This window comes from Saccharopolyspora gregorii (genome assembly GCF_024734405.1).
GTDB lineage: Bacteria > Actinomycetota > Actinomycetes > Mycobacteriales > Pseudonocardiaceae > Saccharopolyspora_C > Saccharopolyspora_C gregorii.
Window position 1 is genome coordinate 4348669 of sequence record NZ_CP059556.1, and the last position, 26223, is coordinate 4374891.

Genomic DNA, 26223 nt, shown 5'->3' on the forward strand with positions numbered 1-26223 from the left:
CGCTGCCGGATCAGCCGCTGACGACGGCGGATTCCGCTTCGGCCTCGGCGGGCGCCGGCTTGGCGCGCTGGCGCGGGACCTCGACCTCCGGGTCGTCCGCCAGCAGGCCGCCGTGCACCACGCTCGCGGCGTAGGCGTCGGAGTCCTCGGTCAGCGCGCCCGCTTCGACGTCGCCGAGGAAGGGTTCCGCGTCGGCCATGATCTGCTGCGCGGCCCGGACCCGCTTCGCCAGGTCCTGGCGCATCCGCAGCATCGCGTCGGAGTGCTCGTCGGCGCGGCGGATGCGGCGTTCGGCTTCGGCGGTGGCTTCCAGGACGCGGCGGCGGGCCTCGTCGCGGCTGCGCTGCTCGCGCTCGGCCTGGACGCGGTTGGCCTCGTCGCGGCGGGCCGCCATGGAGATCTCGAAGTCGTTCTCCACCTGGGTGCGGCGCGCCTCGGCGTCGTGGTCGAGCTTGCGCCGGTGCGCTTCGGCTTCGCGGGCCATGCGCTGGATGTCGCGGCGGGTCTCGGCGAGCGCCTCGTTGCGCTGCGTCTCGGACTGCCTGCGCCACTGGTCGGCTTCGGCGACCAGGTTCTCGTAGCGGGCGCGCAGCTCGGCGGCGGACTGCTCGGCGCGGGCCCACTCGTGCTCGGCGGCGGCCTGCGCGGAGGAGACGACCTCATCGGCCTCGTCGTGGGCCAGCCGCACCATGCGGCGCAGCCGGTCGGACAGGCCGGCCTCTTCGACGGGCTGCTTGCAGACCTCGTCGAACTGGGCGCGCAGCGCCTCGATCTCGGATCGCGCCTGTTCCAGCTGCTGCGACAGGTCGTCGACCTGGCTGAGCGCGGCGTCCCGGTCCTCGGTGAGCATGCGCACCTCGGCATCGGTCTGCTGGATGTAGAAGCGCACCTGGGATCGGCGGTAGCCGTACCAGACGGTGTCGAAATCGGACTTCAGCGGCACCAGTTCACGATCTTCGTTGTGGTAGCCCACGGTCTCACCCCACTGAGAATGTGTTGATCATCAGTTGTCCTGCTGGGAGCGAGCCACGCCCCGACGCGGCAATGTCCGTTCCACGCCGGTGGATCACCCGTGGACGTGCTCCGCCGGGGGGAACCGGCGGAAACCCGGACATCAGCACGACGACTCTGCTGGGACGACATTGCCCTGTCCGGTCACCCGGCGGGTGCTGGCGAAAAACGGATCGCTGCGCTCCATTGTTCACCCGGAACGCGCATAAGATCAACTGATCGAATTTCCGATACCGGTGGGAAAACCGCGGGACAGCCCGGCGCGGCGGGGCCGGAAGTCGTTGCTGTGTCAGCGATTTCCGATGGGAAGCAGCACTCGCCGAAAAGTGGTTTCGATTTCGTCTCGACTCGGCACCGACTCGCGGACGATGCCCTGCAGCAGCAGCCCGCAGAATACCGCCGAAAGTGCCCTCCCGGTAACAGGATCGGTATAGGAGGTGAACAGCTCGACCAGCGCCGCGTCCCATTCGGTGCTCACGTGCGCGAGGGCCGGGCGGTGCAGCGCGGCGATGTAGAGCTCGTGCTGCACGACGGTGCGGGTGCGGTGCGGGCCGAGGTAGCGCAGCACCAGGTCGCCGAGCGCGGTGGCCAGCTCGGCGCCGTCGTCGATGGCGTCGGCCCAGGCCCGCAGCTCGGCCACGTCGTCCTGCGCGGACTGCCGCAGCGCCTCGGCGAGCAGGTCGTCGAGGGTGCGGAAGTAGTAGGTGGTGGAGCCCAGCGGCACCTCGGCGGCGGCGGCGACGGCGCGGTGGGTGAGCTTCTCGATGCCGCGCTCGGCGACGACGGTGATCGCCGCGCGGGCGATGCGCTCCCGCCTGGCCGGATCTTTGCGGCGCGGCGCGGACTCCGTCGTCGACATGGGCCCCAGCCTGCCATGCGCGGTTCGCGGGACGTTGCGGGCCAGGTCACCCCGCTGGTGTCGGCACTGGTCATCGGGCCGGAGAACGCGCGATCCGGCGGACGGGAACCCACGATGATGTACAGATGTACACACCCGGTGCTAGTGTCCCCCGGCAACGCAGCCGGTCCGCCGAGTACCGGCCGAGAGCGACGCACCCCGGCTCCCGCCGCCCCGAACCGGCGGCCCGCGCGACCACGCGCCGCAGTCGAGACCCGTACGGACGAAGGAACAGCAGGGACACCCATGTCGAACACCGAAGGACCGAACACGCTGTTCATCGACGGAACCTGGCAGCCCGCCGCCGCGGGCGGGGTCCGCGAGATCCGCAGCCCCGCCGACGGCACCCTCGTGACCACCGTGTCCGAGGGCGACCGCGGCGACACCGAACGCGCCGTGCGGGCCGCCCGCCGCGCCTTCGACGACGGTGCCTGGCCGGACACCTCCGCCTGGGAGCGCGGTGACCTGCTGCTGCGGGTCGCCGACATCCTGGTCCGCGACAAGGACGAGTTCGCCCGCGCCGAATCCGGCGACACCGGCAAGCGGCTGGTGGAGAGCGAATACGACATGGACGACATCGCCGCCTGCTTCCGGTACTTCGGCAAGATCGCCGGCACCGACGGCGGCAGCGTCATCGACACCGGTTCGCCCGACTCGTTCAGCCGCGTGCGCTACGAACCCGTCGGCGTCTGCGGCATGATCACGCCCTGGAACTACCCGTTGCTGCAGGTCGCGTGGAAGGTGGCTCCCGCCATCGCCGCGGGCGACACCTTCGTGCTCAAGCCCAGCGAGCTGACCCCCAGCACCGCGGTCCTGCTGATGCGGGCGCTCACCGAGGCCGGGTTGCCCGCAGGCGTCGGCAACCTGGTGCTGGGCACCGGCGCCGAGGTCGGCTCGGTGCTGTCCGAGCACCCCGACATCGACCTGGTGTCGTTCACCGGCGGCCTGCACACCGGCCGCAAGGTCGCCGCCGCGGCGGCTGCCACGGTGAAGAAGGTCGCCCTCGAACTCGGCGGCAAGAACCCCAACGTGGTGTTCGCCGACGCCGACTTCGACACCGCCGTCGACTACGCCCTGATGGCGGTGTTCCTGCACTCCGGGCAGGTCTGCTCCGCCGGGGCGCGGCTGATCGTGCAGGACGAGATCCACGACCGGTTCGTCGACGAGGTGGTGCGCCGCGCCGAGCGGATCCGCCTCGGCGGACCGTTCGACGCCGACGCCGAGACCGGGCCGCTGATCTCCGCCGCGCACCTGGAGAAGGTGTCGGCCTACGTCGCGAAGGCCGTCGAGGAGGGCGCCGTGCTGCGCACCGGCGGTCGCCGCCCCGAGGGCGAGCAGTACCGCGACGGGCACTACTACCTGCCGACCGTGCTGGACGAGGTGCGGCAGGGCTCCTACGCCGTCGTCGAGGAGTCCTTCGGCCCGGTGCTGACCGTGGAGCGGTTCACCGACGAGGACGACGCGGTGCGCATCGCCAACGACACCCACTACGGCCTGGCCGGGGCGGTGTTCAGCTCCGACGTGAGCAAGGCGCAGCGCGTCGCGCACCGGCTCCGCCACGGCACCGTGTGGATCAACGACTTCCACCCGTACCTGCCCCAGGCCGAATGGGGCGGGTTCAAGCAATCCGGCGTGGGCCGCGAACTCGGCCGCGCCGGGCTGGGCGAGTACCAGGAGGCCAAGCACATCCACCAGAACCTGCGCCCGACCCCGCCGCGGTGGTTCGACGGCCGCTGACCGGGCGGGCCAGGACACGTCGTCACGTCCTACTTGATCTGCGCAAACAACCACCCGCTGTCCTCCCCCGCCGCTGCGGCGGGGGCGGGCGCGGGAAAGGAGTTCGGGCATGAGCGCGCCCTCCGGTGACGCCGAACTCAGCGAGTTCGGCTACACCAACAAACTGAAGAGATCCCTCGGTTCGTTCCACACGTTCGCCGCGGGAATCAGCTACATCTCGGTGCTGACCGGCACCTTCCAGCTGTCGTACTTCGGCCTGTCCTTCGGCGGCCCCGCCTACTGGTGGTCCTGGCCGATGGTGTTCCTCGGGCAGCTGATGGTGGCGTTGAGCTTCGCGGAGCTGGCTTCGCACTACCCCATCGCCGGTTCGATCTACAACTGGTCGAAGCGGCTCGGCGGCAAGCACGTCGCCTGGCTGGCGGGCTGGATGATGCTGCTGGCCTCCATCGTCTCGATCGCGGCGACCGCGCTGGCCTACCAGCACACGCTGCCGCAGATCTGGGGCGCCTTCCAGGTCGTCGGCGACGGCACCGGCACCAGCCAGGCCGCCAACGGCGTGCTGCTGGCGACCGCGCTGATCGTGTTCACCACGCTGATCAACGCGTTCGGCGTGAAGCTGATGGCCCGGATCAACAGCGCGGGCGTGGCGATCGAGCTGATCGCCGCGGTGGTGCTCATCCTGGTGCTGGCGGTGTTCGCCACCCGCGGGCCGGACGTCGTGCTCGACACCCAGGGCACCGGCGCGGCCTACGGCGGCAGCGGCTACCTGGGCGCGTTCCTGGTCGCGGCGATCGCGTCCTCGTACGTCATGTACGGCTTCGACACCGCCTCCTCGCTCGGCGAGGAGTCCATCGACCCGCACCGCAACGCGCCGAAGGCGATCCTGCGGTCGCTGATCGCGTCGTTCGTGCTCGGCGGGCTGATCATCCTGCTGGCGCTGATGGCCGCCCGCGACCTGACCGCGCCGCAGCTCACCGAGGACGGGCTCCAGTTCGTGCTCACCGACGCGCTCGGGCCGCTGGTGGGCCGGTTGTTCCTGCTGGTGGTGTTCGTGGCGATCACGGTGTGCGTGCTGGCGGTGCACACCGCGGCGATCCGCATCGCGTTCGCGATGGCCAGGGACAACGCGCTGCCCGGCGGGTCCAAGCTGGCGCGGGTCAGCCCCCGGTTCCAGACGCCGGTGGTGCCCGCGATCGTGATCGGCGTGATCGCGGTGGCGCTGCTGGTGGTCAACATCGGGCAGCCGCAGATCTTCTCCGCGGTGACCAGCCTGGCGATCATCCTGATCTACATCTCGTACCTGCTGGTGACGGTCCCGATGCTGGTGGCGCGGCTGCGCGGCCGGTGGTCCTCGGCGAAGCAGGAGGGGCGGTTCTCGCTGGGCCGCTGGGGCCTGCCGGTGAACATCGCGGCCGTGCTGTGGGGCACCGGCATGACGATCAACCTGGCCTGGCCGCGCAACGAGGTCTACAACGCCGAACCGCCGTTCCACTGGTACCTGCAGTGGAGCTCGGTGCTGTTCGTCGGCATCGCCGCCGCCGGCGGCTTCGCCTACTACTGGTTCGTCCAGCGGCACCGCATCGGCGTGCTCGCCGACCACGCGGCGGCCGCCGCCGACGAAGACCCCGACCCGAAACCGGCCTTGTCCTGAGCGGAAACGGAGCTGTGAGCATGACCGAGGAATTCGACTACGTGGTCGTCGGAGGCGGCAGCGCCGGAGCAGCGGTCGCCGCGCGCCTGTCCGAGGACCCGGACACCACGGTGTGCCTGCTGGAAGCCGGGCCGTCCGACGTGGGCGACAAGGCGATCCTGGAGCTGGACCGCTGGATGGCGCTGCTGGAATCCGGCTACGACTGGGACTACCTGGTGGAGCCGCAGGAGCAGGGCAACTCCTACATGCGCCACGCCCGCGCCCGGGTGCTCGGCGGCTGCTCCTCGCACAACTCGTGCATCGCGTTCTGGGCACCGGCCGAGGACCTCGACGAGTGGGAGTCGCTGGGCGCCACCGGCTGGGGCGCGAAGGACGTCTTCCCGCTGTACAAGCGGCTGGAGACCAACGACGGGCCCGGGGACCACCACGGCCGGAGCGGACCGGTGACGATCCGCAGCGTGCCGCCGAAGGATCCGTCCGGGGCGGCGTTGCTGCAGGCCTGCGAGCAGGCGGGCATCCCGATCACCGAGTTCAACTCGGGCAAGACCGTCACCCACGGCGCGAACTGGTTCCAGATCAACGCCCGCGAGGACGGCACCCGCTCCTCGTCGTCGGTGTCCTACCTGCACCCGATCATCGGCAAGCGCCCGAACCTGGAGGTGCGCACCGAGGTGCGCGCCAAGAAGGTCGTGTTCGACGGCAAGCGCGCCACCGGCGTCGCCTACCTCGACCCGGACCTGATCCACACCCGCACGGTGCGGGCGCGGCGCGAGGTGGTGCTGTCCACCGGCGCGATCGACACCCCGAAGCTGCTGATGCTCTCCGGCATCGGCCCGGCCGAGCACCTGCGCGAGGTCGGGGTGGACGTGCTGGTCGACTCCCCCGGCGTCGGCTCCAACCTCCAGGACCACCCGGAGGGCGTCATCGGCTGGGACGCGAAGCAGCCGATGCCGACGGAATCGACGCAGTGGTGGGAGATCGGCATCTTCACCACCACCGAACCGGGCCTGGACCGGCCGGACCTGATGTTCCACTACGGCTCGGTGCCGTTCGACATGCACACCGCGCGGCAGGGCTACCCGACGACGGAGAACGGCTTCTGCCTGACGCCGAACGTCACCCGCAGCCGTTCCATCGGCACGGTGCGGCTGCGCACCCGGGACTTCCGGGACAAGCCGCGCGTCGACCCGCGGTACTTCACCGACGAGCACGACATCCGGGTGATGACCGAGGGCATCAAGCTCGCCCGCACGATCGTCTCGCAGCAGGCGATGGCGGGCTGGGCCGGTGCCGAGCTGCACCCCGGGCCGGACGTGCGCACCGACGACGAGATCGCCGACTACATCCGCAAGACGCACAACACCGTCTACCACCCGGCGGCCTCGGTGCCGATGGGCGCCGACGACGACCCGAGCAAGCCGCTGGACGCGCGGCTGCGAGTCAAGGGCGTCGAGGGCCTGCGGGTCGCGGACGCCTCGGCGATGCCGTTCCTGGTGGCGGTGAACCCGAACATCACCACGATGGCCATCGGGGAGAAGTGCTCGGACATGCTCAAGGAGGACAACGCGTAACCGCGCCTCCCGCACGCGAACGGTCCCTCCGGTCCCCCGTCCCGGAGGGACCGTTCGCGCTTCACCCCGCGGTCAGGTCCGCCGCGAAGAAGCGGTCCCGGCACCCCGGCCACGACGGACCGCCACACCCGACCGACCTCGCCGAGCGGTAGGTTGTTGATCACCCGACGACCCGCGGCCGAGCCTCACGGACGGATCGTGGCCCTTTCCTGTCAGCGGCGAAGCCGCTGAGCGGAGACCACGCACGCAGCCCGACCACCCGCGGGTTCTCAGCTGCTTCCTCGCGAGGACAGCGTTTTCTCATGTGGCGGAGCCACCTGTGAAAACGATCCCGCAGCGAGGAAGCAGCTGAGGTTCCGCCACCCCACCACCCCGCAAAACGAGTGCTCAAGGAGAAACCTCAGTGCGAGTGCACCACCTCAACTGCGGCACTCTGAACCTGCCCGGAGCGCCGCTGGTCTGCCACGTGCTGCTGGTGGAGACCGAGGCGGGTCTGGTGCTGGTGGACACCGGGTTCGGGCTCGCCGACATCGCCGACCCGGCGCGGCGGCTGGGCGCGTTCCGGCACGTGGTGCGGCCCGCGCTGCGCGCCGAGGAGACCGCCGCGCACCAGGTGGAACGGCTCGGCTTCCGCCGCGAGGACGTGCGGCACGTGGTGCTCACCCACTTCGACATGGACCACGCGGGCGGGCTCACCGACTTCCCGCACGCCCGGGTGCACCTGACCGCGGCGGAGGCGGCGGGCGCGCTGCACTCGCCGTCCCGCAAGGAGCGGCTGCGGTTCCGGGCCGTGCAGTGGGCGCACGGCCCGCGGCTGGTGGAGCACGGCACCGGCGGCGAATCCTGGCGCGGCTTCCCAGCCGCGCAGGAGCTCACCGGCATCGCGCCCGGCCTCGTGCTGATCGCGCTGCCCGGCCACACCCGCGGGCACGCGGCGGTCGCGGTGCAGGCGGGCGATCGGTGGGTGCTGCACGCCGGGGACGCGTTCTACCACCGCGGCACCCTGGACCGGAGCGCGCCGGTGCCGATCGCGCTGCGGCTGCTGGAGACCTCGGTGGCGCACGACCTCCGCCAGGTGCGGGCGAACCACGCCCGCCTCGCCGAACTGCACGCGGGCGCCGAACCCGACGTGGACCTGATCTGCGCCCACGACCCGGAGATCTTCGCGCGGCTGCGGTCCTGACCGGTCCGGCGGCCGGGAACCCGTGCCCGCTCACCCGCGGCGCCGCTAGGACACGGTCTGGGTGCCGAGTACCGCCAGCAGTGCGAGCCGGTCGGCGTCCTCCGTGCCGGGATCAGCCGTGTAGACCATGATGCGCAGGTCGGCGCCCGCGACGCCGAGCACGTCGCAGTCCAGCGTGATCGGACCGACGCACGGGTGGTCGACGGTCTTGCGGGAGGCGTCGTGCTCGGCCACCGCGCCGGAATCCCAGAGCTCGGCGAACCGGTCGCTGCGCCGGTGCAGCTGCGCGATCAGGTCGCGCAACCGCGGGTCCGCCGGGTACCTGCCCGCCGTGGTGCGCAGGTCGGCGACCAGCGCGGCCTCGAACTCGCGGCGAGCCCGCGGGGTGTGGCGGACCCGGCCGCCCGGGCCCACCAGGTTGCGCCACACCGCGTTGCGCTCGTGGCCGCGCCACCCCGACGGATCCCCCATCAACGCCGCGTACAGCGGATTCGCCAGCAGCATCGTCCACGCGGCGTCGAACACCGCGACCGGAGTCCCCGCCAGCCGGTCCAGCATCCGCTGCACGCCGGGCGGGATCCGGGCGGGGACCACGTCGCGTCCCGGCGGTACGAGACCGGCGACCTGGAACAGGTGCTCGCGCTCCGGCCCGGACAGCCGCAACGCCCGGCCCAGCGCCTCCACGACCTGCTCCGACGGGTTGCGCGCCCGGCCCTGTTCGAGGCGGGTCACGTAGTCCACCGAGATCCCGGCCAGCAGCGCCAGCTCTTCGCGGCGCAGTCCCGACGCCGACGCACGGGTACCCGGGCCTCGCCTACCCGGCGTCGAAGTCCGCGGTCAACATGATCACCGTGCAGTACGCCAAGGCGTTCCCGCACATGCGGATCAACAGCGTCGAACCGGGCTTCACCGCGACCGACCTGAACGACCACCGCGGCACGCAGACCGTCGAGGAGGGCGCCGAGATCATCGTGCGGATGGCGCAGCTCGACCAGCACGGTCCCACCGGCGGCTACTTCGACGTGCACGGCTCGCTCCCCTGGTGACGGGCGAAACGCGAGCAGCCGTCGCGGGATCCCGGGTCCGGGCGAGCTCGGACGGGATGCCGCGCGGCTGTTCGCGCGGCCCGGAGCGCCGTTCGCCGCCCACTGCGGCACCTCAGGTCCGGCGGCCGGAAAGCGAGTAGCGCCCGAAGCGAACAATTGCTCATAATCGAGCTGTGACCTGCACGTACGTAGGACACCGGCGTCGCGAAGGCGCGCTGCGAACCGCACTCGGCAAGGTGGTCCATCCGTGCAGCACCCCATCCTCGACCGCGTGGAGCGGGTCGCCGACGACGTCGTCTCCCTCGTGCTGCGCGGTGCGGACGGACCGCTCGCCCCCTGGACCCCGGGCGCGCACGTGGACCTGGCGCTGCCGAACCTGCTGACCCGGCAGTACTCGCTGTGCGGCGACCCGGCCGACCGCGGCCGCTACCGCATCGCGGTGCGCCACGACCCGCTCAGCCGCGGCGGCTCGGAGTACGTCCACCTGTTCCTGCGCGAAGGGCGCACCGTGGCGGTCTCCCCGCCCCGCAACAACTTCCCGCTGCTGCCCGCCCCCGAGTACCTGTTCCTGGCAGGCGGCATCGGCATCACCCCGATCGCGCCGATGCTGCGCGCCGCGCTCGCCGCCGGGGCCACCGCGCGGCTGGTGTACGCGGGCCGCAGCACCGCGAGCATGCCGTTCGCCACCGAGCTCGCCGCCGCGCACGGCGACCGGGTCCGGATCGTCTCCACCGCGGCCGACGGGCGGCCCGACCTCGCCGCGCTGGCCGCCGACCTCGGTCCGGACGCGCTGGTGTACTGCTGCGGCCCCGACGCGATGCTCACCGCGGCCGAAGCCGCGTTCCCCGCCGACCGGCTGCACGTCGAACGCTTCCGCCCCGCCACCAGGACCTTCGCCCCGAACGCGGAGTTCCAGGTGCACTGCGCCCGCTCCGGGGGCAGCGTCCGGGTCGCCGCCGACGAGTCGATGCTCGACGCGTTGCACCACGCCGGGCACCCGGTGCCGAGCGGCTGCCGCGAAGGGGTCTGCGGCAGCTGCGAACTCGTCGTCCTCGCCGGCGAGCCCGAACACCGCGACGACATCGGCGCCGCACCCGGCACGATGTACCCCTGCGTGTCCCGAGCGTCGTCCCACCACCTCTCCGTGGATCTCTGAACAGAAGGGACGAAGTCGTGCTGCCCAAGATCCGCACGCCCGAACACCGCACGATGATCACGGTGGAGGTGCTGGCGAACACCGCCACCTCCCCGCACTTCACCACCCTCACCCTCGGCGGCCCCGAACTGGAACACCTGGACCACGGCGGTCACGACCAGGCGGTCCGGCTGTTCTTCCCGCGCGAGGGCCAGGACCACCTGCGGATGCCCACCCTCTCCGGCAATGCGTGGATGGCCGAACTGCTCCTGCTGCCGAAGAGCCGCCGCCCGTGGGTGCGCAACTACACGATCCGCCGCAGGCGTCCCGAACGCGGCGAGGTCGACGTCGAGTTCGCGCTGCACGACGACGCGCCCGCCGCCGACTGGGCCCGCCGCGCCCGGCCCGGCGACCCGGCCGGGATCTTCGACATCGGCGTCGGCTACCTGCCGCCGGACGACGCGCGGCACCAGCTGCTCGTCGGCGACGAGAGCGCGGTCCCCGCGGTCCTCGAACACGCCCCCGAACGACCTGCGCGCCGACGTGGTGCTGGAAGTTCCCGAGACCGCCGACATCCGCTCCGACGTCACCGCGCCCCCGGGCGCGCGGGTGCGCTGGCTGGCCCGCGACGGCTCCGGGGACGTGCCCGGGGTGCTGGCGCTGGCCGCGGCGAAGGAGTGGTCGCCGGGGCCGGGCCGCGGCTACGCGTGGGTGGCGGGCGAGTCGAAGCTCGCCACCGGGCTGCGCAGGCACCTGGTGCAGGAGCACGGGCTGCCGAAGCAGGACATCGCGTTCTTCGGCTACTGGCGCCACGGCCGCTCCAGCCCGGGCTGAGGTGCCCCGGCTCCTCCTGCTCCGGCCCCTCCTGCCCCGGCTCCTCCTGCTCCGGGGCGGGGTGACAGGTGGTCCTGGTGCGTGCGGCGTGGTCGTTGCTCAGCGGCTTCGCCGCTGCCGAGCCGACGATGCGGATCGGTGGGCGGGTTCGGGTTCCGGGTGGCGATTACGCTGCCGCGCATGGACTTCCGCGACGAGGCGCTGGACCAGCTGGACCTCTACTGGGAGCAGTGGCGGCCCCGGCTGGACGGGCTCACCGACGAGGAGTACTTCCGCGAGCCGGTGCCGGAGTGCTGGTCGGTGCGCCGGACCGGGCGCGGCTGGGAGTTCGACTTCGCCTTCCCCGCGCCCGACCCGCCGCCGTTCACGACGATCGCCTGGCGGTTGTGCCACGTCGCCGACCACGTGTTCGCGATGCGCGTCTCGAACCACTTCGGCGACGGCTCGTACCGGATCGACCACCACGACTACCCGGGTTCCGCCGCGGTGGCGCTCGCCCACCTGGACCGGCAGCACGGGCTGTGGCGGGACGGGATCGGCTCGATGCCCGCCGAGCGCTGGACGCGACCGGTGGGGCCCGCGGAAGGCCCGCACGCCGACCGGACCTACCTGACGCTGGTCCTGCACCTGAACCGGGAGCTGTTCCACCACGGCGGCGAGATCGCCCTGCTGCGCGACCTGTACCGGTCCGCCGCGTGATCTCCCGCGCACGGCGGTACTGCCCGATGGCGCTCCGTGATCGAATGGGCTGCGCACAGCAACATCGGAGCCGGAGCGAGCATGTCGACAGGACAACAGAAGAAGCAGCGGACCCCGGTGTGGATCACCGTGGTGTCCGCACTGATCATCGGACTGGGCTGGTTGGTGTTCGAGTCCGGTGCGCTGGACAAGGTGCTCGCCACCGATTCCGGGGCGCCGTCCACCGCATCGGCGGGTGCGGCGTCCGAGCAGCTCGCGGACCTCCAGGTGAAGCCCGCCGGTTCGATGGACGGCTACTCGCGCAAGAGCTTCGAGCACTGGATCCCCGCGCCCGAAGCGGGGAAGAACTGCAACACCCGCGAAGCGGTGCTGGTCCGCGACGGCACGGACGTGCAGGTGGACAACTCCTGCGAGGCGACGTCCGGCAGCTGGGTCAGCACCTACAGCGGGGAGACCGTGGCCGACGACTCCGACGTGGACATCGACCACATGGTTCCGCTGGCCAACGCCTGGCGCAGCGGGGCGAACGAGTGGACCGCCGAGCGCCGCGAGCAGTTCGCCAACGACATGGACCTGCCGCAGCTCGTCGCCGCCGACAAGAGCTCCAACCGGTCGAAGGGCGACAAGGACCCGTCGAAGTGGAAGCCGGTGGAGGCCGCGTGGTGCGAGTACGCCACCGACTGGGTCACCGTGAAGCACGGATACGGGCTGTCGGTCACCGCGGAGGAGAAGTCGGCGCTGGAACAGATGCTGGCGACCTGCGGCTGATCCGCCTGCCGCGGAGAGGAGCGCGAAGATGCGCCTGGGCCTGGGACTACCGCAGTTCGGCGCGTTCGCCCACCCCGACCACGTGCGCACCGTGGCCGCGGAGGCGGAGGCGATGGGCTACGAGAGCCTGTGGGCCGGGGAACGGGTGCACGCCCCGCACCGGCTGCTCACGCCCTACCCCGGCGGGGACGGCACGTTGCCGCCGCAGATGCGGGCCGCGCTCGACCCGCTGCTGACGTTGAGCATCGCGGCGCAGGTGACGAGGTCGCCGCTGCTGGGCACCAGCACGCTCAGCGCGCCGCTGCACCCGCCGATCGCGCTGGCCCGCGCCCTCACCGGCCTGGACCTGCTCAGCTCGGGACGGCTCATCGCCGGTCTCGGGCTGAGCTGGTCCAAGGACGAGTACCTGGCGGCCGGGGTGCCGTGGGCGGAGCGCGGCGCCCGGCTGGACGAGACCCTCGACGTGCTCGCCGCGCTGTGGGGACCCGATCCGGTGCGGCACCGCGGCCGGTTCTGGACGATCAGCCCCGGCGAGTTCCAGCCGAAACCGACGCGGAAGGTGCCGGTGTACCTCGGCGGCGGTTCGGAGGCGGCGCTGCGGCGCATCGCCCGCCGCGCGGACGGGTGGCTGGCGATCGCCCTGCCGCTGGACGCGCTGCGCCGCCAGCTCGCCGCGCTGCGGGAGCACCCGCGGGAGGCCGGGCTGGAACCGGTGCGCACGGTGCTGCGGGTCAACGCCGAGTTCGGCCCGCCGGGGGACCGCCCCGCGCAGGGCTCGGTGGAGCACATCGCCGAGCACCTGCACGCGGTCGCCGAGCTGGGCGTGGAGGACGCCTTCGTCGACCTGCAGTTCACCACCTGCGACACCCTCCCCGAATTCCTCGACCACGCGGCCCGCCTCCGCACCGCCTTCCCCACCTGACCAGCCCGGCGCCCCGCCTGTCAGCGGCGAAGCCGCTGAGCAGCGACCACCCGATCAACCGGCACCGCCGCGGGTTCTCAGCGGTCTTCTCGCGAGGACAGCGATTTCTCCTGTGGCGGAGCCACCGGTGAAATCGATCCCGCAGCGAGAAGGCCGCTGAGGTTCCGCCACCCGCACCGCAGAGCAGGCCGACCACGATCCCCCCGAAAAAAGTTCTAGCGGGCATACCGGCTAGTCGGTACGGTCCGGTGCATGGCCTCCTCGATCCAAGCGGTGATCTTCGACTACGGCGGGGTCCTCACCACGCGGGGCCGGGACGCGATCGATGCCTGGACCCGCGCCGAGCGGATCAAGCCGGAGACGTTCTCCGCCGCGTTGAAGGAATGGCTGTCCCGCAGCGCCCCCGCAGGCACGCCGATCCACCGGCTGGAGACGGGCGAGCTCTCCGGCGCCGAGTTCGACCGGCTGCTGGCGTCCCGGCTGCGCACCGTGGACGACGAACCCGTCGTGCCGGACGGCCTGATGGCGCGGATGTTCTCGCACATGCGCCCGGACGAGGCGATGCACCGGCTGGTCGCCGACCTGCGCGCCGCCGGGGTGCGCACGGCGATGCTGTCGAACAGCTGGGGCAACAACTACCCGTGGGAGAGCTTGGAGGGGATGTTCGAGCTGGCCGTCATCTCCAGCGAGGTGGGCCTGCGCAAACCGGACCCCCGGATCTACGAGCTCGTCCTGGACCGGCTCGGCCTGCGCCCGCAGGAGGCCGTGCTCGTCGACGACGGCGCACCGAACGTCGAGGCCGCCGAGCAGCTCGGCCTGCGCGCGGTGCTGCACACCGACGCCGCCAAGACCCGCGCCGAGCTCCGCGGGCTGCTGCCACGGCTGGGACCCGACACCGCGGAGGAGACATGAGCGACGACCTGCCCGGACTCGACCTGACCCGGCTGCGCGAGCACCTGGACCGGGAGCTGCCCGGCCTGGTCACCGGGCCGCTGACCGGCGAACTGGTGCAGGGCGGCCGGTCCAACCTCACCTACGTCGTCGGTGACGGCGCGCGGCGCTGGGTGGTGCGCCGGCCGCCGCTGGGCCACGTGCTGGCGACCGCGCACGACATGGGCCGCGAGCACCGGGTGATGTCGGCGCTGGCGGACACCGCGGTGCCGGTGCCGCGCACCTACCTGATGTGCCAGGACGAGGACGTGCTCGGCGCCCCGTTCTACGTGATGGAGCACGTGGACGGCACCGTGTACCGCTCCCCCGAGCTGACCGAGCGGCTCGGCACCGAGCAGCGGCACGAGCTGTCGATGCGGCTGGTCGACGTGCTCGCCGACCTGCACTCGCTGGACCCGGAACAGGTGGGGCTGGGCGACTTCGGCCGCCCCGAGGGGTTCCTGGAGCGGCAGGTGCGGCGCTGGAGCAAGCAGCTCGCCGCCTCCCGCAGCCGGGATCTCGACGGCATCGAGCGGCTCGCCGAACTGCTCGGCGCCCGCGTCCCGGCCACCCGGCGCACCGGCATCGTGCACGGCGACTACCGGCTGGACAACGTGCTGGTCGGCGACTCGCTGGAGATCGGCGCGGTGCTGGACTGGGAGATGGCCACGCTCGGCGATCCGCTCACCGACCTCGGGTTGCTGGCGGTGTACTGGGAGGGGCTGGACGGCGTGCAGCAGAACCCGATCGCGAAGGGCATCGGCCCGGAGTACGGGTTCCCGCCGATCCGCGAGCTGTGGCAGCGCTACGCCGAGCGCAGCGGCACCGACCTGTCCGACGTCGAGTGGTACCGGGCGTTCGGCTTCTTCAAGCTCGCGGTGATCAGCGAAGGCATCCACTACCGCTTCACCCGCGGGCAGACCGTCGGGGACGGCTTCGAGCACATCGGGGCGCTCGTCCCGCACCTGGTCGCCCAGGGCCTGTCCGCTCTCGACGAGGAGGCATGACATGGAGTTCGGCTACGACGCCCGCACCGAGGAGTACCGCGGCAGGCTCGCGGAGTTCGTGGACGAGCACATCTACCCGTCCGAGCCGGTGCTGCACGAGCAGCTGGCCGCCGCGGGCGACCCGTGGGCGCACGCGCCGATCATCGAGGACCTGAAGGCGAAGGCCAAGGAAGCGGGCCTGTGGAACCTGTTCCTGCCCGGGGAGCACGGCGCGGGGCTGACGAACCTGCAGTACGCGCCGCTCGCCGAGATCATGGGCCGCAGCCCGCACCTGGCGCCGGAGGTGTTCAACTGCTCGGCGCCGGACACCGGCAACATGGAGGTGCTGGCCGAGTTCGGCACCGACGCCCAGCGGGAGCGCTGGTTGCGGCCGCTGCTGGACGGCGAGATCCGCTCCGCGTTCTGCATGACCGAACCGGACGTGGCCTCCTCGGACGCCACGAACATCGGCACCCGCATCGTGCGCGACGGCGACCACTACGTGATCAACGGCCGCAAGTGGTGGTCGTCGGGGGCGATGAGCCCGCGCTGCAAGATCCTCATCGTGATGGGCAAGTCCGATCCGGACGCCGAACGGCACCGGCAGCAGAGCCAGATCCTGGTGCCGGTGGACACGCCGGGCGTGCGGATCGAACGCGGCATGCACGTGTTCGGCTACCACGACGGCGACCACGGCGGGCACGCCGAGATCGTGTTCGACGACGTGCGGGTCCCGGCCGAGAACATCATCTCCGGGGAAGGCGAGGGCTTCGCCATCGCGCAGGCCCGGCTCGGCCCCGGCCGCATCCACCACTGCATGCGCGCCATCGGCATGGCCGAACGCGCGCTGGAGCTGATGTGCCGGCGCGCGCTGGCCCGCTCCGCGTTCGGCGGCCCGATCGCCGACCAGGGCGTGGTGCAGCAGTGGATCGCCGACGCGCGCATCGCGATCGAGACCAACCGGTTGCTGACGTTGAAGACGGCGTGGCTGATGGACACCGTCGGCAACCGGGGCGCGCACACCGAGATCCAGGCGATCAAGGTCGCGGTCCCGCAGATGGTCACGTCCATCATCGACCGCGCCATCCAGGCGCACGGTGCGGCCGGGGTCAGCCAGGACACGCCGCTGGCCTCGCTGTACGCGCACGCCCGCACGCTGCACATCGTGGACGGTCCGGACGAGGTGCACCGCCGTTCGCTGGCCCGCCGCGAGCTCAAGCAGTACCGCTGAAGAACTCCCCCGACGACGAAGTGAGGGAACCACCCATGTCGAACAAAACCGCGATCGTCACCGGCGCCGCCCGCGGAATCGGCGCGGCCACCGCGAAGCGGCTCGCCCGGGACGGATTCGCCGTCGCGGTGATCGACCTCGACGAGCAGGCCTGCGCCGACACGGTCTCGGCGATCGAATCGGCGGGCGGGAAGGCGCTGGCGGTGGGCGCGGACGTCAGCGACGCCGACCAGGTCGCGGCCGCCGTGGACCGGGTCGCCGCCGAGCTCGGCGCCCCGACGGCGCTGGTGAACAACGCGGGCGTGCTGCGGGACAACCTGCTGTTCAAGATGTCCGATTCGGACTGGGACACGGTGATGTCGGTGCACCTGCGCGGCGCGTTCCTGATGAGCCGGGCCGTGCAGAAGCACATGGTGGAGGCCGGGTGGGGCCGCATCGTGAACCTCTCCAGCACGTCCGCGCTGGGCAACCGCGGGCAGGCGAACTACTCGACGGCGAAGGCCGGGTTGCAGGGTCTGACGAAGACGCTGGCCATCGAGCTCGGCAAGTTCGGCGTCACCGCGAACGCGATCGCACCCGGGTTCATCGCCACCGACATGACGAAGGCGACGGCGGAGCGGGTCGGCGCGAGCTTCGAGGACTTCTCGAAGGCGGCCGTGTCCACCATCCCCGTCGGCCGGGCGGGCGAGCCGGACGACATCGCGAACGCGGCGTCGTTCTTCCTGGACGAACGGTCCGGTTTCGTCTCCGGCCAGGTCCTCTACGTGGCGGGCGGGCCGCGCGACTGAGGTTCCGGGGTGGGCGCCTCGCAGGGCGTCCACCCGCTCGTCGGGGGGTTCGCTTTCTCAGGTTTCCGAGGGCAGGAGGAGTGCTGCGATGACCGATGCGGACGAATTGCGCACCGCGGTGCGGGATTTCCTCGCCGAGCACGATCCCGGCGGTGACCGGCTGGAGTTCCTGCGCGCCCGGTTCGACGCCGGGCTCGCGTGGGTGAACTACCCGGTGGGCCTCGGCGGCCGGGACGCGCCGCGGGCGCTGCAACCGGTGGTGGACGCCGAGTTCGCCGCCGCCGGCGCACCGGACAACGCCCCGTCGCGCAACGGGATCGGGCTCGGCATGGCGGCGCCGACGATCCTGCGCTTCGGCACCGACGAGCAGCGCGCCCGCTACCTCCGTCCCCTGTGGACGGGCGAGGAGGTGTGGTGCCAGCTGTTCAGCGAGCCCGGCGCGGGTTCGGACCTGGCGGCGCTGGCGACCCGGGCGGTGCGCGACAGTGACGACTGGATCGTCGAGGGCCAGAAGGTGTGGACGTCGTTCGCGCACCGCGCGCAGTGGGCGATCCTGGTGGCCCGCAGCGATCCGGACGCGCCGAAGCACAAGGGCCTGACGTACTTCGTGTGCGACATGACCGATCCGAACGTGGACGTGCGGCCGCTGCGCCAGATCACCGGTGAGGCCGAGTTCAACGAGGTGTTCCTGAACGGGGTGCGCATCCCCGATTCGCAGCGGCTCGGCGAGGTCGGCCAGGGCTGGCAGGTCGCGATGGGCACCCTGATGAACGAGCGGGTCGCCATCGGCGGCGGCAGCGCGGGCCGCGAGTCCGGCATGATCGGCGTGCTGGCCGAGCAGTGGCGCGCGCACCCGGAGGCGCGGACTCCCGGCGCGCACGACCGGCTGCTGCGGCTGTGGGTGGAGGCGGAGGCGACCCGGCTCACCGGGCAGCGGCTGCGCCAGCAGCTGGCGCTCGGCACTCCTGGCCCGGAGGGTTCGGCGGTGAAGCTGGCCTTCTCCCGGCTGAACCAGGAGATCTCCGGTTTCGAGGTGGAACTGCTCGGCGAGGAAGGCCTCGCCTACGACGACTGGACGTTGCGCCGCCCGGAGAACGTCGACTTCACCGGCCGCGGCCCCGGCTACCGGTACCTGCGGGCGAAGGGCAATTCCATCGAGGGCGGCACCTCGGAGGTACTGCGCAACGTGATCGCCGAACGGGTCCTCGGGTTGCCGCCGGAGATCCGCACGGACAAGGACGTGCCGTGGAAGGAGCTGCCGCGATGAGCGCCGACCTGCTCTACACCGAGGTCGAGGAGGACCTGCGCGCGGCGGTGCGCCGGGTGCTGCGGGACCGCTGCGAGATCGGCTCGGTGCTCGCCCGCTGCGAGTCCGGCGAGCCCTACGACCTGGCGCTGTGGCGGACGCTGGCCGGGGAGCTCGGGGTGGCCGCGCTGGCGGTGCCGGAGGAGTCCGGCGGTTCGGGCGCCGGGGTCCGCGAGCTGGCGGTGGTCGCCGAGGAGCTCGGCCGGGCGGTGGCGCCGGTGCCGTTCCTGGGCACCGTGCTGGCCACGGCCGCGCTTCAGGCGGCGGAGGCGACCGAACCGATTCCGGGCATCGCCGCCGGCGAGCGAGTGGCGACGGTCGCGGTCGGGCTCACCACGGCACCGTCCGCGCCGCTCCCGTCCGGGGTGCGCGCCGAGGGCGGGAAGCTGACCGGCTCGGTGACCGCGGTGGTCGACCTGGAGGTCGCCGATCTGGTGCTGGTGCCCGCCACCGGCCCGGACGGCACCGGACTGCACCTGGTCGACACCGCTGACCCCGGTGTCGTGCGGAATCCCGTGACGCCGCTGGACCTGACGCGCCGGTTCGGCACCCTGGAGCTGTCCGGAGCGAGCGGCGAGCTGATCGCCGCGGACGCGGAACCGGTGCTGCGCCGGGCGTTGCTCACCGCGGCCGGGGTGCTCGCCGCCGAGCAGGTCGGCCTCGCCCAGCACTGCCTCGATTCCACTGTGGACTACGTGCGGACCCGGCACCAGTTCGGCCGCGCCATCGGGTCGTTCCAGGCCGTCAAGCACCGGCTCGCCGACCTGTGGTCCGGGGTGAGCACCGCGCGCGCCACCTCGCGGGCCGCCGCCGACGCGCTGACCCGCGAGGAACCGGACGGCGAGACCGAGCTGTCCGTCGCGCTCGCGCAGGCGTACTGCTCGGACCTGGCGGTGCTCGCCGCCGAGGAATCCCTGCAGCTGCACGGCGGCATCGGCATGACCTGGGAACACCCCGTGCACCTCTACCTGGGCCGGGCCAAGAGCGCCCAGCTCACCTTCGGCACCGCGGACCGCCACCGCGCCAGGATCGCGGAACTCGCCGGCCTCCCCGCCTGACAACCCCTCGAACAGGAGCGACCATGCGCGTGTTCACCAGCGCCGATGAAGTCCGCGCGGCCACCGGGTCCGAGCTGGGCACCAGCGACTGGCTCACCATCACCCAGGAGCAGGTGGACGGGTTCGCCGACGCGACCCTGGACCACCAGTGGATCCACGTCGACACCGACCGTGCGCAGCAGGGGCCCTTCGGCGGCACCATCGCGCACGGCTTCCTCACGCTGAGCCTGCTGTCCGCGCTCAACGCGCAGACCTACCGGTTCGAGAACGTGAAGATGGGCATCAACTACGGGCTGAACAAGGTGCGGTTCCCGAACCCGGTGCGGGTCGGGGCGCGGGTGCGGTCGCGGACCCGGCTCGTCGAGGTCACCGAGATCGACGGCGGCGTGCAGCTCACCGTCGAGTCCACGGTGGAGATCGACGGCGCGGAGAAGCCGGCCTGCGTCGCCCAGGGCCTCACCCGCGTCCTGTTCTGATCCCGGGGCATCGGTCCTCCGAACCTGCGCCGCGGGTCGTGTCCGAAGTAACGAATCAACGAGCTCTCCCCAGCATGGCGGGGACTTCGCGGTGCAGCCGTTCGCCGAGCCAGGTGCCGGTGGCGGCGAGCTCGTCGGCGTCGAGTCCGGTGTGGACTCCCATTCCCGTCAGCAGGTAGGCCAGGTCCTCGGTGGCGATCGTGCCGCCGAACCCGGGCCTGGTCGCGGAACCGCCGATCCCGCCGATGCTCGCGTCGAGCGCCGCCACCCCTTCCAGGAAGGCGGTGGCGGCGTTCGCGTAGCCGGTGTTGCGGGTGTTGTGGAAGTGGCAGCGCACCGGCACGCCCGGTGCCTCCTCGCGGACGCGCTCCAGCAGCCGCACCACCTGCGTGGGCACTCCCGCTCCCGCGGTGTCGGCGAGGACGATCTCGGCGGGCCCGGCGTCGGCGATCCGGCGCGCCACCTCCGCCACGTGCTCCGCGGACACCTCGCCTTCCACCGGGCAGCCGAACGCGACGGCGATGGTGGCGACCGGACGCGGGCCGCCGCGGTGCGCGCGGGCGGCGAGATCGGCCCACCGCGCCAGGTCCTGCCCGGTGCTGCTCCCCCGCTCCCGGTCGGCGAAGCCGTCGGTGGCGGCGACCACCACGTTCACCTCGTCCACCCCGGCCGCCGCGGCCCGGTCGAGCCCGGTTCCGTCGAGCACCAGCGCCAGGTAGCGCACCCCGCCCCGCCGGGGCAGCGCCGCGAGCACCCGCTCCGGTTCGCGGGAGTCCGCGTCGAACGCCGCGACCTCGATGCGGCGCAGTCCGGCGGCGAGGGCGCGTTCGACGAGTTCGACGCGGTCCGGGGCGGCGATCGCGGTCCGCTCGTGCCGCAACCCGTCGCTCGGGCCCACCTCGACGACCTCGATCCGGGCCGGGACACCCGCCTGCTGCATCGCGCTCGCCTCCTGCCGCCGGGAACGGTGCGCCCGGAGAGTTCCCCGCGGCGGCGCTTCACAACCTGATGCCCATGCCCGGCCCCAGCGGCAGGTCCGCGAAGTAGAAGGAGGTCAGCACCAGCGCCCACAGCAGCCAGAACGGCACCACGAACGGAGCCATCCGCGCCACCAGCGTGCCGAGCCCCGCCTGCGGTTCGTAGCGCCGCAGGTAACCCAGGATGATGATCATGTAGGGGTTCAGCGGCGTCATGATCTGCGTCGCCGAGTCGCCCACCCGGAACGCGGCCTGCGCGAACCCCGGTTCGAAGCCCAGCAGCGCGAACATCGGCACGAACACCGCCGCCATCAGCGTCCACAGGCTCGACCCGGAGATGATGAACAGGTTCAGCACCGAGGCCAGCACCATGAACCCGAGGAACGCCGGGAAACCCGCCAACCCCAGCGCCCGCAGCAGGTCGGCACCGCCGACGGCGAGCGCCGCGCCCAGGTTCGTCCAGTTGAACAGGCCGATGAACTGGCCGAGCATGAACGCCAGCACCAGGAAGCCGGTCAGGTCCCGCAGCGATGCCGCCATCAGCTTCGGCACGTCCCCGGCGCCGGTGACCGCCCCGGACGGCACGCCGAACGCGATGCCGGGCACCAGGAACGCCAGGAAGATCAGCGTGGTGACCGAGTCCAGCAGCGGCGACTCCGGCAGGAACCCGCCCGCGTCGTTGCGCAGCGGCGAACCGGGCCAGAGCACCAGCGCCAGCACCGCCACGACGAGCACGGCGGCGGCGATCCCCGCCCAGCGCAGCCCGCGCCGCTCGGCGGCGGACGGGGTGGCGGTGAGCTGCTCGGGCGCCGCCTCCCCGCTCTCCTCCCGCGGCACCCCGGCCCGCACCAGCCGCGGCTCGATGATCCGGTCGATCAGGAACCCGGCCAGCAGCGCCAGCACGATCGAGGACACCGCGTTGAAGTAGTAGTTCGACACCGGCGTCACCGTCGTGCCCGGGTCCGGCAGGATCGAGGCGACCTCGTTGCTGATCCCGGAGAACAGCGCGTCCAGGCTCGTCACCACCGGCGCGGTCGAGTACCCGGCGCCCGCTGCGGCGAACCCGCCGAGCAGCCCCGCCACCGGATGCCTGCCCGCCGCCTTGAACACGAGCGCGGCCAGCGGCGGCACGATGATCATCGCGGAGTCGGCCATCACGCTGGAGGTGATCCCGACGAACCCGACCGCGTAGGGCAGCACCCAGCGCGGTGCCCCGCCGAACGCGGCCCTGATCAGCGCGGTGAGCAGCCCGGTCCGCTCGGCCAGCCCCACCCCGAGCATGATCGTGACGACGGTCTCCAGCGGCGGGAAGCCGATGAAGTTCGCCGGCAGCTCGGTGAACAGGTACCGCAACCCCTCCCCGGACAGCGCCGCCCGCACCGGCGTGTCCTCGGCGGCGCCCGGGATCCGCACCGAGACGCCGAACGCGGCGACCGCGGTGGACACCACGGCGACGAGCACGAACAGCAGGGCGAACAGCAGGAACGGTTCGGGCAGCCGGTTTCCCGCCCGTTCGACGAGGTTGAGCACCCGGTCCAGCCGGGTCTGCTTCGCGGATGCGGCGGTGTCGGCCATGCGATCTCCAGCTGCGCGGCGGCGGTCGGCTCCCCGGCACGGCCGGAGGACGCTGGGGGGAACCTAGTCCTCCGGCCGCGCGCGGTGAAGCGTTCCGGGTCGATCGCGACGCCGTCGGCCACCGGTGCGCGCGCCGGGTCGCCACGCCCGCCGGTGCCCGCGGGCCACCGGCCTCGTCGAGGTGCCTCCGGTCAGCTCGCCGCGACGTCGTAGGCGACGCGGCCGACGGTGCTGCCCTCGCCGACCCGGCGGACCGCGTCGGCGACCGCGTCCAGCGGCAGCCGCTCGCTGATCAGCGGCCGGATCAGCCCTGCGTCGGCCAGCCGGGTCAGGTCCCGGTGCGCGTCCACCACCAGCTGCGGGTTCCGCTCGTTGTACAGGCCCCAGTGCAGGCCCACGATCGAGTAGTTCTTGATCAGCGCGTGGTTCAGCCCGGGCGTGGGGATGGTGCCGCCTGCGAAGCCGATCACGAGGATGCGGCCCTCGAACGCGATGCACTTGGTGGACTTCGCGTAGGTCTCGCCGCCCACCGGGTCGTACACCACGTCGGCGCCCTTGCCGCCGGTGAACTCCTTGACGACGGGCACGAAGTCCTCGCTGCGCCGGTCCACCACCAGGTCGGCGCCGAGCTCCGCGGCCACTTCGGCCTTCCGCGGTCCGCCGACGACGCCGATCACCTTCGCCCCGGCGGCCTTGCCGAGCTGGATCGCGGCGGAGCCGACCCCGCCCGCGGCGGCGTGCACCAGCAACGTCTCACCTTCGCGCAGGTTCGCGCGCCGGTGCAGTCCGAAGTGGCCGGTCTGGTAGCCGATGAACAGCGAGGCGGCCTCCGCGTCGGACAGCGACTCCGGAGCCGGGAAGGTGCGCGGCGCGTCCATCAGCGCCAGCTCCGCGAAGCCGCCGGTGGGCAGCGAGGCCGAGCCGAGCACCCGGTCGCCGGGGCTGAACTCCGCGACGCCCTCGCCGACCTCGACGACCTCGCCGCACAGCTCCACGCCCGGGGTGAACGGCAGCGGCGGCTTGATCTGGTACTCGCCGCGGCACAGCAGCACGTCCGGGAAGTTCACCGGCGTCGCCAGCACCCGCACCAGCAGCTGCCCCGGGCCCGGCCGCGGGTCGTCGACCTCGTCGAGCCGGAGCACGTCCTGCGGTTCACCGTTCTCGTTGAGCCGCCACGCCTTCACACAACACCTCCGCATCGAGGAGCACCGCCGCTCCTCGCTCGTGCCCGCGACCGGTCATGGCCGCAGGGATGCCAGCAGCAGGTCCGCGAAGTGCTCGCCGATCTGCTCGCCGGTCAGCTCGCCGTCCCGCCGGAACCAGGTGCCGAGGTGGTGCACCGAGCCGAAGAAGAAGTCCACGACCAGCTCCGCGGGCTCGTCCGCGCGGAACACCCCGGCCGCCTGGCCCTCTTCGATCAGCGCCCGCACCCGCTCGTGGTAGCGGCGGCGCTGCGCGCGCACCTCGGCGCGCTTGTCCGGGTGCAGCAGGTGCATCGACCGGAAGAAGATCACCGTGTCGTCCAGGTTGGCCGCGGTCGTCGCCACCACGTCGGCGGCGACCGCGTGCAGCCGGTCGGCGACCGGCGAGTCGCCCGCGGCCTCCTGCTCCATCCGCGCGGTCTGCACCCGCAGCAGCCGCGCGTAGATCTCGTGCAGCAGGTCGTCCTTGGAGCCGAAGTAGTGGTACATGGCGCCCTTGGTGACCCCGGCGGCGTCCACGATCTGCTGCACGGAGGTCGTTTCGAACCCGTGCTCCGCGAACAGCCGCGTCGCCGCCGCCAGCAACCGCTGCGGCACCGTCTCGGCGACCTCCGGTGCCGTGCGGACCTCCGTGCCGGCCATGTGCGCCTCCTCTTCTCCGCCCACCAGGCTATCGACCGGCTGATCGGTCCAGTCCGCGCTGGAGCTTGCGCATGCCGCCGTGCCACTTGGCGGGATCGGTGGAGCGCAGCGCGTAGTAGTCGGCGACCTCGGGGTGCGGCAGGACCAGGAACCGGTCGTCGGCGAGCGCGGCCAGCACGTCGTCGGCTACCTGGTCCGGTTCGATGGCGGCGTCCGCGAGCAGCTTCCTGCCGGTCTCGCCGGTGCCGTCGAGCAGGTCGGTGCGCACGCCCTGCGGGCACAGCGCCTGCACCACGATCCCGCGGTCGGCGTAGGTGATCGCCATCCACTCGGCGAAGGCCAGCGCGGCGTGCTTGCTCACCGAGTACGGCGCGGAGCCGAGCATGGTGAGCAGCCCGGCGGCCGAGACGGTGGCCAGGAACCGGCCTTCGCCGCGCTCCAGCCACTGCGGCAGCAGCGCCCGCGCGGCCCGCACGTGCGCCATGACGTTGACTTCCATCGAGCGGGCCCACGCCGCTTCCGGCGCCTCCGGCCCGCCCTCGTCGGCGACCCCGGCGTTGGCGCAGAACAGGTCGATGCGCCCGTGCCGCTCGGTGGCGGTGCCGACGAGTTCGGCGACGCCGTCCTCGCTCGCGGCGTTGCCCGGCACGGCGAGCCCGCCGATCTCGGCGGCGACCGAGCGTGCCGCGGCGGCGTCGAGGTCGTTGACCACGACGGACGCGCCCTCGCCCGCGAACCGGCGGCACAGCGCCGCACCGATGCCGTTGCCGCCACCGGTGACGACGGCGACCGAGCCGTCCAGCCGCATCACACGCCTCCGGTGAGGGTGAGCCCGCCGTCGAGGGTGAGGACCTGCCCGGTGATCCAGGACGCTTCGTCGGAGAGCAGGTACGCGGCGGCGGCGCCGATGTCGGCGGGCTCGCCGAGCCGCTTCAGCGGGTACGAGCCGGCGACGCCGTCCTCGTCGTCGGCGTAGAGCGCGGTGGCGAACCGCGTCTTCACCACGGCGGGGGCGACGGCGTTGACCCGCACGTTCGGTGCCAGTTCGACGCCGAGCTGCTGGGTCAGCAGCGACAGCATCGCCTTCGTCGCGCCGTAGTAGCCGATGCCCGGCGAGGGCCGGTGCCCGGCGACGGAGGACACGTTGAGCACCGAGCCGCCGTGCTCGGCCATCCACGCCCGGTGCACCCGCTGCGTCCAGGTCAGCGCGGAGAGCACGTTGACCTCGAAGGTCTTGCGCGCCACCCCGGGTTCGACGTCGATGACCGGCCCGTAGGCGGGGTTGATGCCCGCGTTGTTGACCAGGACGTCGATGCGGCCGTGGTCGGCGAGCGTCCGCTCGACGACCTCGGCCTGGTGGTCGGGATCGTCCACCTTGCCGGCGATGCCGCGGGCGTGCTCGGCGCCGAGGGCGGCGACGGCCTCGTCCAGGGGTTCGGGTTTGCGGGCGGTGAGGACGACCTGGGCGCCTTCGGACACCAGGCGTTCGGCGATGCCGAGCCCGATGCCGCGGCTGGCGCCGGTCACGATGGCCACCCGGCCGTCGAATCGCTTGCTCATGCACTGCTCCCACTCGAAAGACCGACCAGTCGGTACG

At 72.3% G+C, this 26223-nt stretch carries 26 protein-coding genes and 1 pseudogene; 18 read left to right on the forward strand and 9 right to left on the reverse strand.

Annotated features, from left to right (window positions below; all coding sequences use genetic code 11):
* Positions 1-10: 10 nt before the first annotated feature.
* Positions 11-973: a coiled-coil domain-containing protein gene (locus tag H1226_RS18830; protein ID WP_258341896.1), complete on the reverse strand. Its 963-nt coding sequence runs from the start codon at positions 971-973 to the stop codon at positions 11-13.
* Between the two features lie 327 nt (positions 974-1300).
* The gene (locus tag H1226_RS18835; protein WP_258341897.1) at positions 1301-1870 is read right to left on the reverse strand and encodes a TetR/AcrR family transcriptional regulator; all 570 of its coding nucleotides are present in this window, start codon (positions 1868-1870) and stop codon (positions 1301-1303) included.
* Between the two features lie 285 nt (positions 1871-2155).
* Between H1226_RS18835 and H1226_RS18840 the strand changes: the two genes are divergently transcribed.
* The 4 genes from H1226_RS18840 (at position 2156) to H1226_RS18855 (ending at position 8051) form a co-directional block, all read left to right on the forward strand.
* Complete coding sequence (locus H1226_RS18840) at positions 2156-3646, forward strand: aldehyde dehydrogenase family protein (RefSeq protein WP_258341898.1); 1491 nt, start codon at positions 2156-2158, stop codon at positions 3644-3646.
* A gap of 109 nt (positions 3647-3755) precedes the next feature.
* Entirely contained in the window at positions 3756-5297 is a 1542-nt protein-coding gene (locus H1226_RS18845; RefSeq protein ID WP_258341899.1) for an APC family permease, read from the forward strand.
* A 20-nt stretch (positions 5298-5317) separates the two neighbouring features.
* Positions 5318-6868 (forward strand): GMC family oxidoreductase, encoded by a 1551-nt coding sequence (locus tag H1226_RS18850; RefSeq protein WP_258341900.1) that lies wholly within the window; start codon positions 5318-5320, stop codon positions 6866-6868.
* A gap of 403 nt (positions 6869-7271) precedes the next feature.
* Positions 7272-8051: an MBL fold metallo-hydrolase gene (locus tag H1226_RS18855; protein WP_258341901.1), complete on the forward strand. Its 780-nt coding sequence runs from the start codon at positions 7272-7274 to the stop codon at positions 8049-8051.
* 45 nt (positions 8052-8096) lie between these two features.
* Here the strand turns inward: H1226_RS18855 and H1226_RS18860 are convergent, their stop codons facing one another.
* Positions 8097-8792: a helix-turn-helix transcriptional regulator gene (locus H1226_RS18860; RefSeq protein WP_373689964.1), complete on the reverse strand. Its 696-nt coding sequence runs from the start codon at positions 8790-8792 to the stop codon at positions 8097-8099.
* A 101-nt stretch (positions 8793-8893) separates the two neighbouring features.
* Here H1226_RS18860 and H1226_RS18865 point away from each other — a divergent pair, with 101 nt between their 5' ends.
* From H1226_RS18865 to H1226_RS18930, 14 genes and pseudogenes are all read left to right on the forward strand, one after another.
* Entirely contained in the window at positions 8894-9097 is a 204-nt protein-coding gene (locus tag H1226_RS18865; protein ID WP_258341902.1) for a Rossmann-fold NAD(P)-binding domain-containing protein, read from the forward strand.
* Between the two features lie 247 nt (positions 9098-9344).
* Positions 9345-10253: a PDR/VanB family oxidoreductase gene (locus H1226_RS18870; RefSeq protein WP_258341903.1), complete on the forward strand. Its 909-nt coding sequence runs from the start codon at positions 9345-9347 to the stop codon at positions 10251-10253.
* A 53-nt stretch (positions 10254-10306) separates the two neighbouring features.
* Positions 10307-10600, forward strand: a pseudogene (locus H1226_RS18875) (siderophore-interacting protein); the annotation flags it as partial.
* A 175-nt stretch (positions 10601-10775) separates the two neighbouring features.
* Positions 10776-11066, forward strand: a complete 291-nt coding sequence (locus tag H1226_RS18880) for a siderophore-interacting protein (RefSeq protein ID WP_258341904.1) — start codon at positions 10776-10778, stop codon at positions 11064-11066.
* Positions 11067-11246: 180 nt separating this feature from the next.
* Entirely contained in the window at positions 11247-11765 is a 519-nt protein-coding gene (locus H1226_RS18885) for a DinB family protein (protein WP_258341905.1), read from the forward strand.
* Between the two features lie 81 nt (positions 11766-11846).
* A complete protein-coding gene (locus tag H1226_RS18890; RefSeq protein ID WP_224956526.1) occupies positions 11847-12533 on the forward strand; it encodes an HNH endonuclease family protein in 687 nt (228 codons plus the stop codon).
* 28 nt (positions 12534-12561) lie between these two features.
* Positions 12562-13455: a TIGR03619 family F420-dependent LLM class oxidoreductase gene (locus H1226_RS18895; protein ID WP_258341906.1), complete on the forward strand. Its 894-nt coding sequence runs from the start codon at positions 12562-12564 to the stop codon at positions 13453-13455.
* Positions 13456-13707: 252 nt separating this feature from the next.
* The gene (locus H1226_RS18900; protein WP_258341907.1) at positions 13708-14367 is read left to right on the forward strand and encodes an HAD family hydrolase; all 660 of its coding nucleotides are present in this window, start codon (positions 13708-13710) and stop codon (positions 14365-14367) included.
* Positions 14364-15392 carry a phosphotransferase family protein gene (locus H1226_RS18905; protein WP_258341908.1) on the forward strand — a complete coding sequence of 343 codons (1029 nt, stop codon included), beginning with the start codon at positions 14364-14366 and terminating at the stop codon, positions 15390-15392. Before H1226_RS18900 ends, H1226_RS18905 begins: the two co-directional genes overlap by 4 nt.
* A gap of 1 nt (position 15393) precedes the next feature.
* Positions 15394-16602: an acyl-CoA dehydrogenase family protein gene (locus tag H1226_RS18910; protein WP_258341909.1), complete on the forward strand. Its 1209-nt coding sequence runs from the start codon at positions 15394-15396 to the stop codon at positions 16600-16602.
* A 35-nt stretch (positions 16603-16637) separates the two neighbouring features.
* Positions 16638-17390, forward strand: coding sequence for a 3-oxoacyl-ACP reductase FabG (fabG, locus tag H1226_RS18915; RefSeq protein ID WP_258341910.1), 753 nt, complete (start codon positions 16638-16640; stop codon positions 17388-17390).
* An 88-nt stretch (positions 17391-17478) separates the two neighbouring features.
* The gene (locus H1226_RS18920; RefSeq protein WP_258341911.1) at positions 17479-18657 is read left to right on the forward strand and encodes an acyl-CoA dehydrogenase family protein; all 1179 of its coding nucleotides are present in this window, start codon (positions 17479-17481) and stop codon (positions 18655-18657) included.
* Positions 18654-19754: an acyl-CoA dehydrogenase family protein gene (locus tag H1226_RS18925; protein ID WP_258341912.1), complete on the forward strand. Its 1101-nt coding sequence runs from the start codon at positions 18654-18656 to the stop codon at positions 19752-19754. Before H1226_RS18920 ends, H1226_RS18925 begins: the two co-directional genes overlap by 4 nt.
* 23 nt (positions 19755-19777) lie before the next feature.
* Positions 19778-20230, forward strand: a complete 453-nt coding sequence (locus tag H1226_RS18930) for a MaoC family dehydratase (RefSeq protein ID WP_258341913.1) — start codon at positions 19778-19780, stop codon at positions 20228-20230.
* A gap of 55 nt (positions 20231-20285) precedes the next feature.
* Here H1226_RS18930 and H1226_RS18935 read toward each other — a convergent pair whose 3' ends face one another.
* The 6 genes from H1226_RS18935 to H1226_RS18960 form a co-directional block, all read right to left on the reverse strand.
* Positions 20286-21170, reverse strand: coding sequence for a beta/alpha barrel domain-containing protein (locus H1226_RS18935; protein WP_258341914.1), 885 nt, complete (start codon positions 21168-21170; stop codon positions 20286-20288).
* 58 nt (positions 21171-21228) lie between these two features.
* Positions 21229-22782: an AbgT family transporter gene (locus H1226_RS18940; protein ID WP_258341915.1), complete on the reverse strand. Its 1554-nt coding sequence runs from the start codon at positions 22780-22782 to the stop codon at positions 21229-21231.
* Between the two features lie 191 nt (positions 22783-22973).
* Positions 22974-23966 carry an NADPH:quinone oxidoreductase family protein gene (locus H1226_RS18945; protein ID WP_258341916.1) on the reverse strand — a complete coding sequence of 331 codons (993 nt, stop codon included), beginning with the start codon at positions 23964-23966 and terminating at the stop codon, positions 22974-22976.
* A 54-nt stretch (positions 23967-24020) separates the two neighbouring features.
* Complete coding sequence (locus tag H1226_RS18950; RefSeq protein ID WP_258341917.1) at positions 24021-24626, reverse strand: TetR/AcrR family transcriptional regulator; 606 nt, start codon at positions 24624-24626, stop codon at positions 24021-24023.
* Between the two features lie 28 nt (positions 24627-24654).
* The gene (locus tag H1226_RS18955) at positions 24655-25434 is read right to left on the reverse strand and encodes an SDR family oxidoreductase (protein ID WP_258341918.1); all 780 of its coding nucleotides are present in this window, start codon (positions 25432-25434) and stop codon (positions 24655-24657) included.
* Positions 25434-26186, reverse strand: a complete 753-nt coding sequence (locus H1226_RS18960; RefSeq protein ID WP_258341919.1) for an SDR family oxidoreductase — start codon at positions 26184-26186, stop codon at positions 25434-25436. Before H1226_RS18960 ends, H1226_RS18955 begins: the two co-directional genes overlap by 1 nt.
* Positions 26187-26223: the final 37 nt, after the last annotated feature.

What these genes read in the sequence shown, in the direction of transcription:
- H1226_RS18840 (WP_258341898.1), top strand. Translation starts at nt 2,156, where the DNA reads ATGTCGAACACCGAAGGACCGAACACGCTGTTCATCGACGGAACCTGG.
- H1226_RS18905 (WP_258341908.1), top strand. Translation starts at nt 14,364, where the DNA reads ATGAGCGACGACCTGCCCGGACTCGACCTGACCCGGCTGCGCGAGCAC.
- H1226_RS18910 (WP_258341909.1), top strand. Translation starts at nt 15,394, where the DNA reads ATGGAGTTCGGCTACGACGCCCGCACCGAGGAGTACCGCGGCAGGCTC.
- H1226_RS18955 (WP_258341918.1), bottom strand. Translation starts at nt 25,434, where the DNA reads ATGCGGCTGGACGGCTCGGTCGCCGTCGTCACCGGTGGCGGCAACGGC.
- H1226_RS18920 (WP_258341911.1), top strand. Translation starts at nt 17,479, where the DNA reads ATGACCGATGCGGACGAATTGCGCACCGCGGTGCGGGATTTCCTCGCC.
- H1226_RS18865 (WP_258341902.1), top strand. Translation starts at nt 8,894, where the DNA reads ATGATCACCGTGCAGTACGCCAAGGCGTTCCCGCACATGCGGATCAAC.
- H1226_RS18950 (WP_258341917.1), bottom strand. Translation starts at nt 24,626, where the DNA reads ATGGCCGGCACGGAGGTCCGCACGGCACCGGAGGTCGCCGAGACGGTG.
- fabG (WP_258341910.1), top strand. Translation starts at nt 16,638, where the DNA reads ATGTCGAACAAAACCGCGATCGTCACCGGCGCCGCCCGCGGAATCGGC.
- H1226_RS18900 (WP_258341907.1), top strand. Translation starts at nt 13,708, where the DNA reads ATGGCCTCCTCGATCCAAGCGGTGATCTTCGACTACGGCGGGGTCCTC.
- H1226_RS18885 (WP_258341905.1), top strand. Translation starts at nt 11,247, where the DNA reads ATGGACTTCCGCGACGAGGCGCTGGACCAGCTGGACCTCTACTGGGAG.
- H1226_RS18925 (WP_258341912.1), top strand. Translation starts at nt 18,654, where the DNA reads ATGAGCGCCGACCTGCTCTACACCGAGGTCGAGGAGGACCTGCGCGCG.
- H1226_RS18940 (WP_258341915.1), bottom strand. Translation starts at nt 22,782, where the DNA reads ATGGCCGACACCGCCGCATCCGCGAAGCAGACCCGGCTGGACCGGGTG.
- H1226_RS18895 (WP_258341906.1), top strand. Translation starts at nt 12,562, where the DNA reads ATGCGCCTGGGCCTGGGACTACCGCAGTTCGGCGCGTTCGCCCACCCC.
- H1226_RS18930 (WP_258341913.1), top strand. Translation starts at nt 19,778, where the DNA reads ATGCGCGTGTTCACCAGCGCCGATGAAGTCCGCGCGGCCACCGGGTCC.
- H1226_RS18890 (WP_224956526.1), top strand. Translation starts at nt 11,847, where the DNA reads ATGTCGACAGGACAACAGAAGAAGCAGCGGACCCCGGTGTGGATCACC.
- H1226_RS18960 (WP_258341919.1), bottom strand. Translation starts at nt 26,186, where the DNA reads ATGAGCAAGCGATTCGACGGCCGGGTGGCCATCGTGACCGGCGCCAGC.
- H1226_RS18935 (WP_258341914.1), bottom strand. Translation starts at nt 21,170, where the DNA reads ATGCAGCAGGCGGGTGTCCCGGCCCGGATCGAGGTCGTCGAGGTGGGC.
- H1226_RS18850 (WP_258341900.1), top strand. Translation starts at nt 5,318, where the DNA reads ATGACCGAGGAATTCGACTACGTGGTCGTCGGAGGCGGCAGCGCCGGA.
- H1226_RS18845 (WP_258341899.1), top strand. Translation starts at nt 3,756, where the DNA reads ATGAGCGCGCCCTCCGGTGACGCCGAACTCAGCGAGTTCGGCTACACC.
- H1226_RS18835 (WP_258341897.1), bottom strand. Translation starts at nt 1,870, where the DNA reads ATGTCGACGACGGAGTCCGCGCCGCGCCGCAAAGATCCGGCCAGGCGG.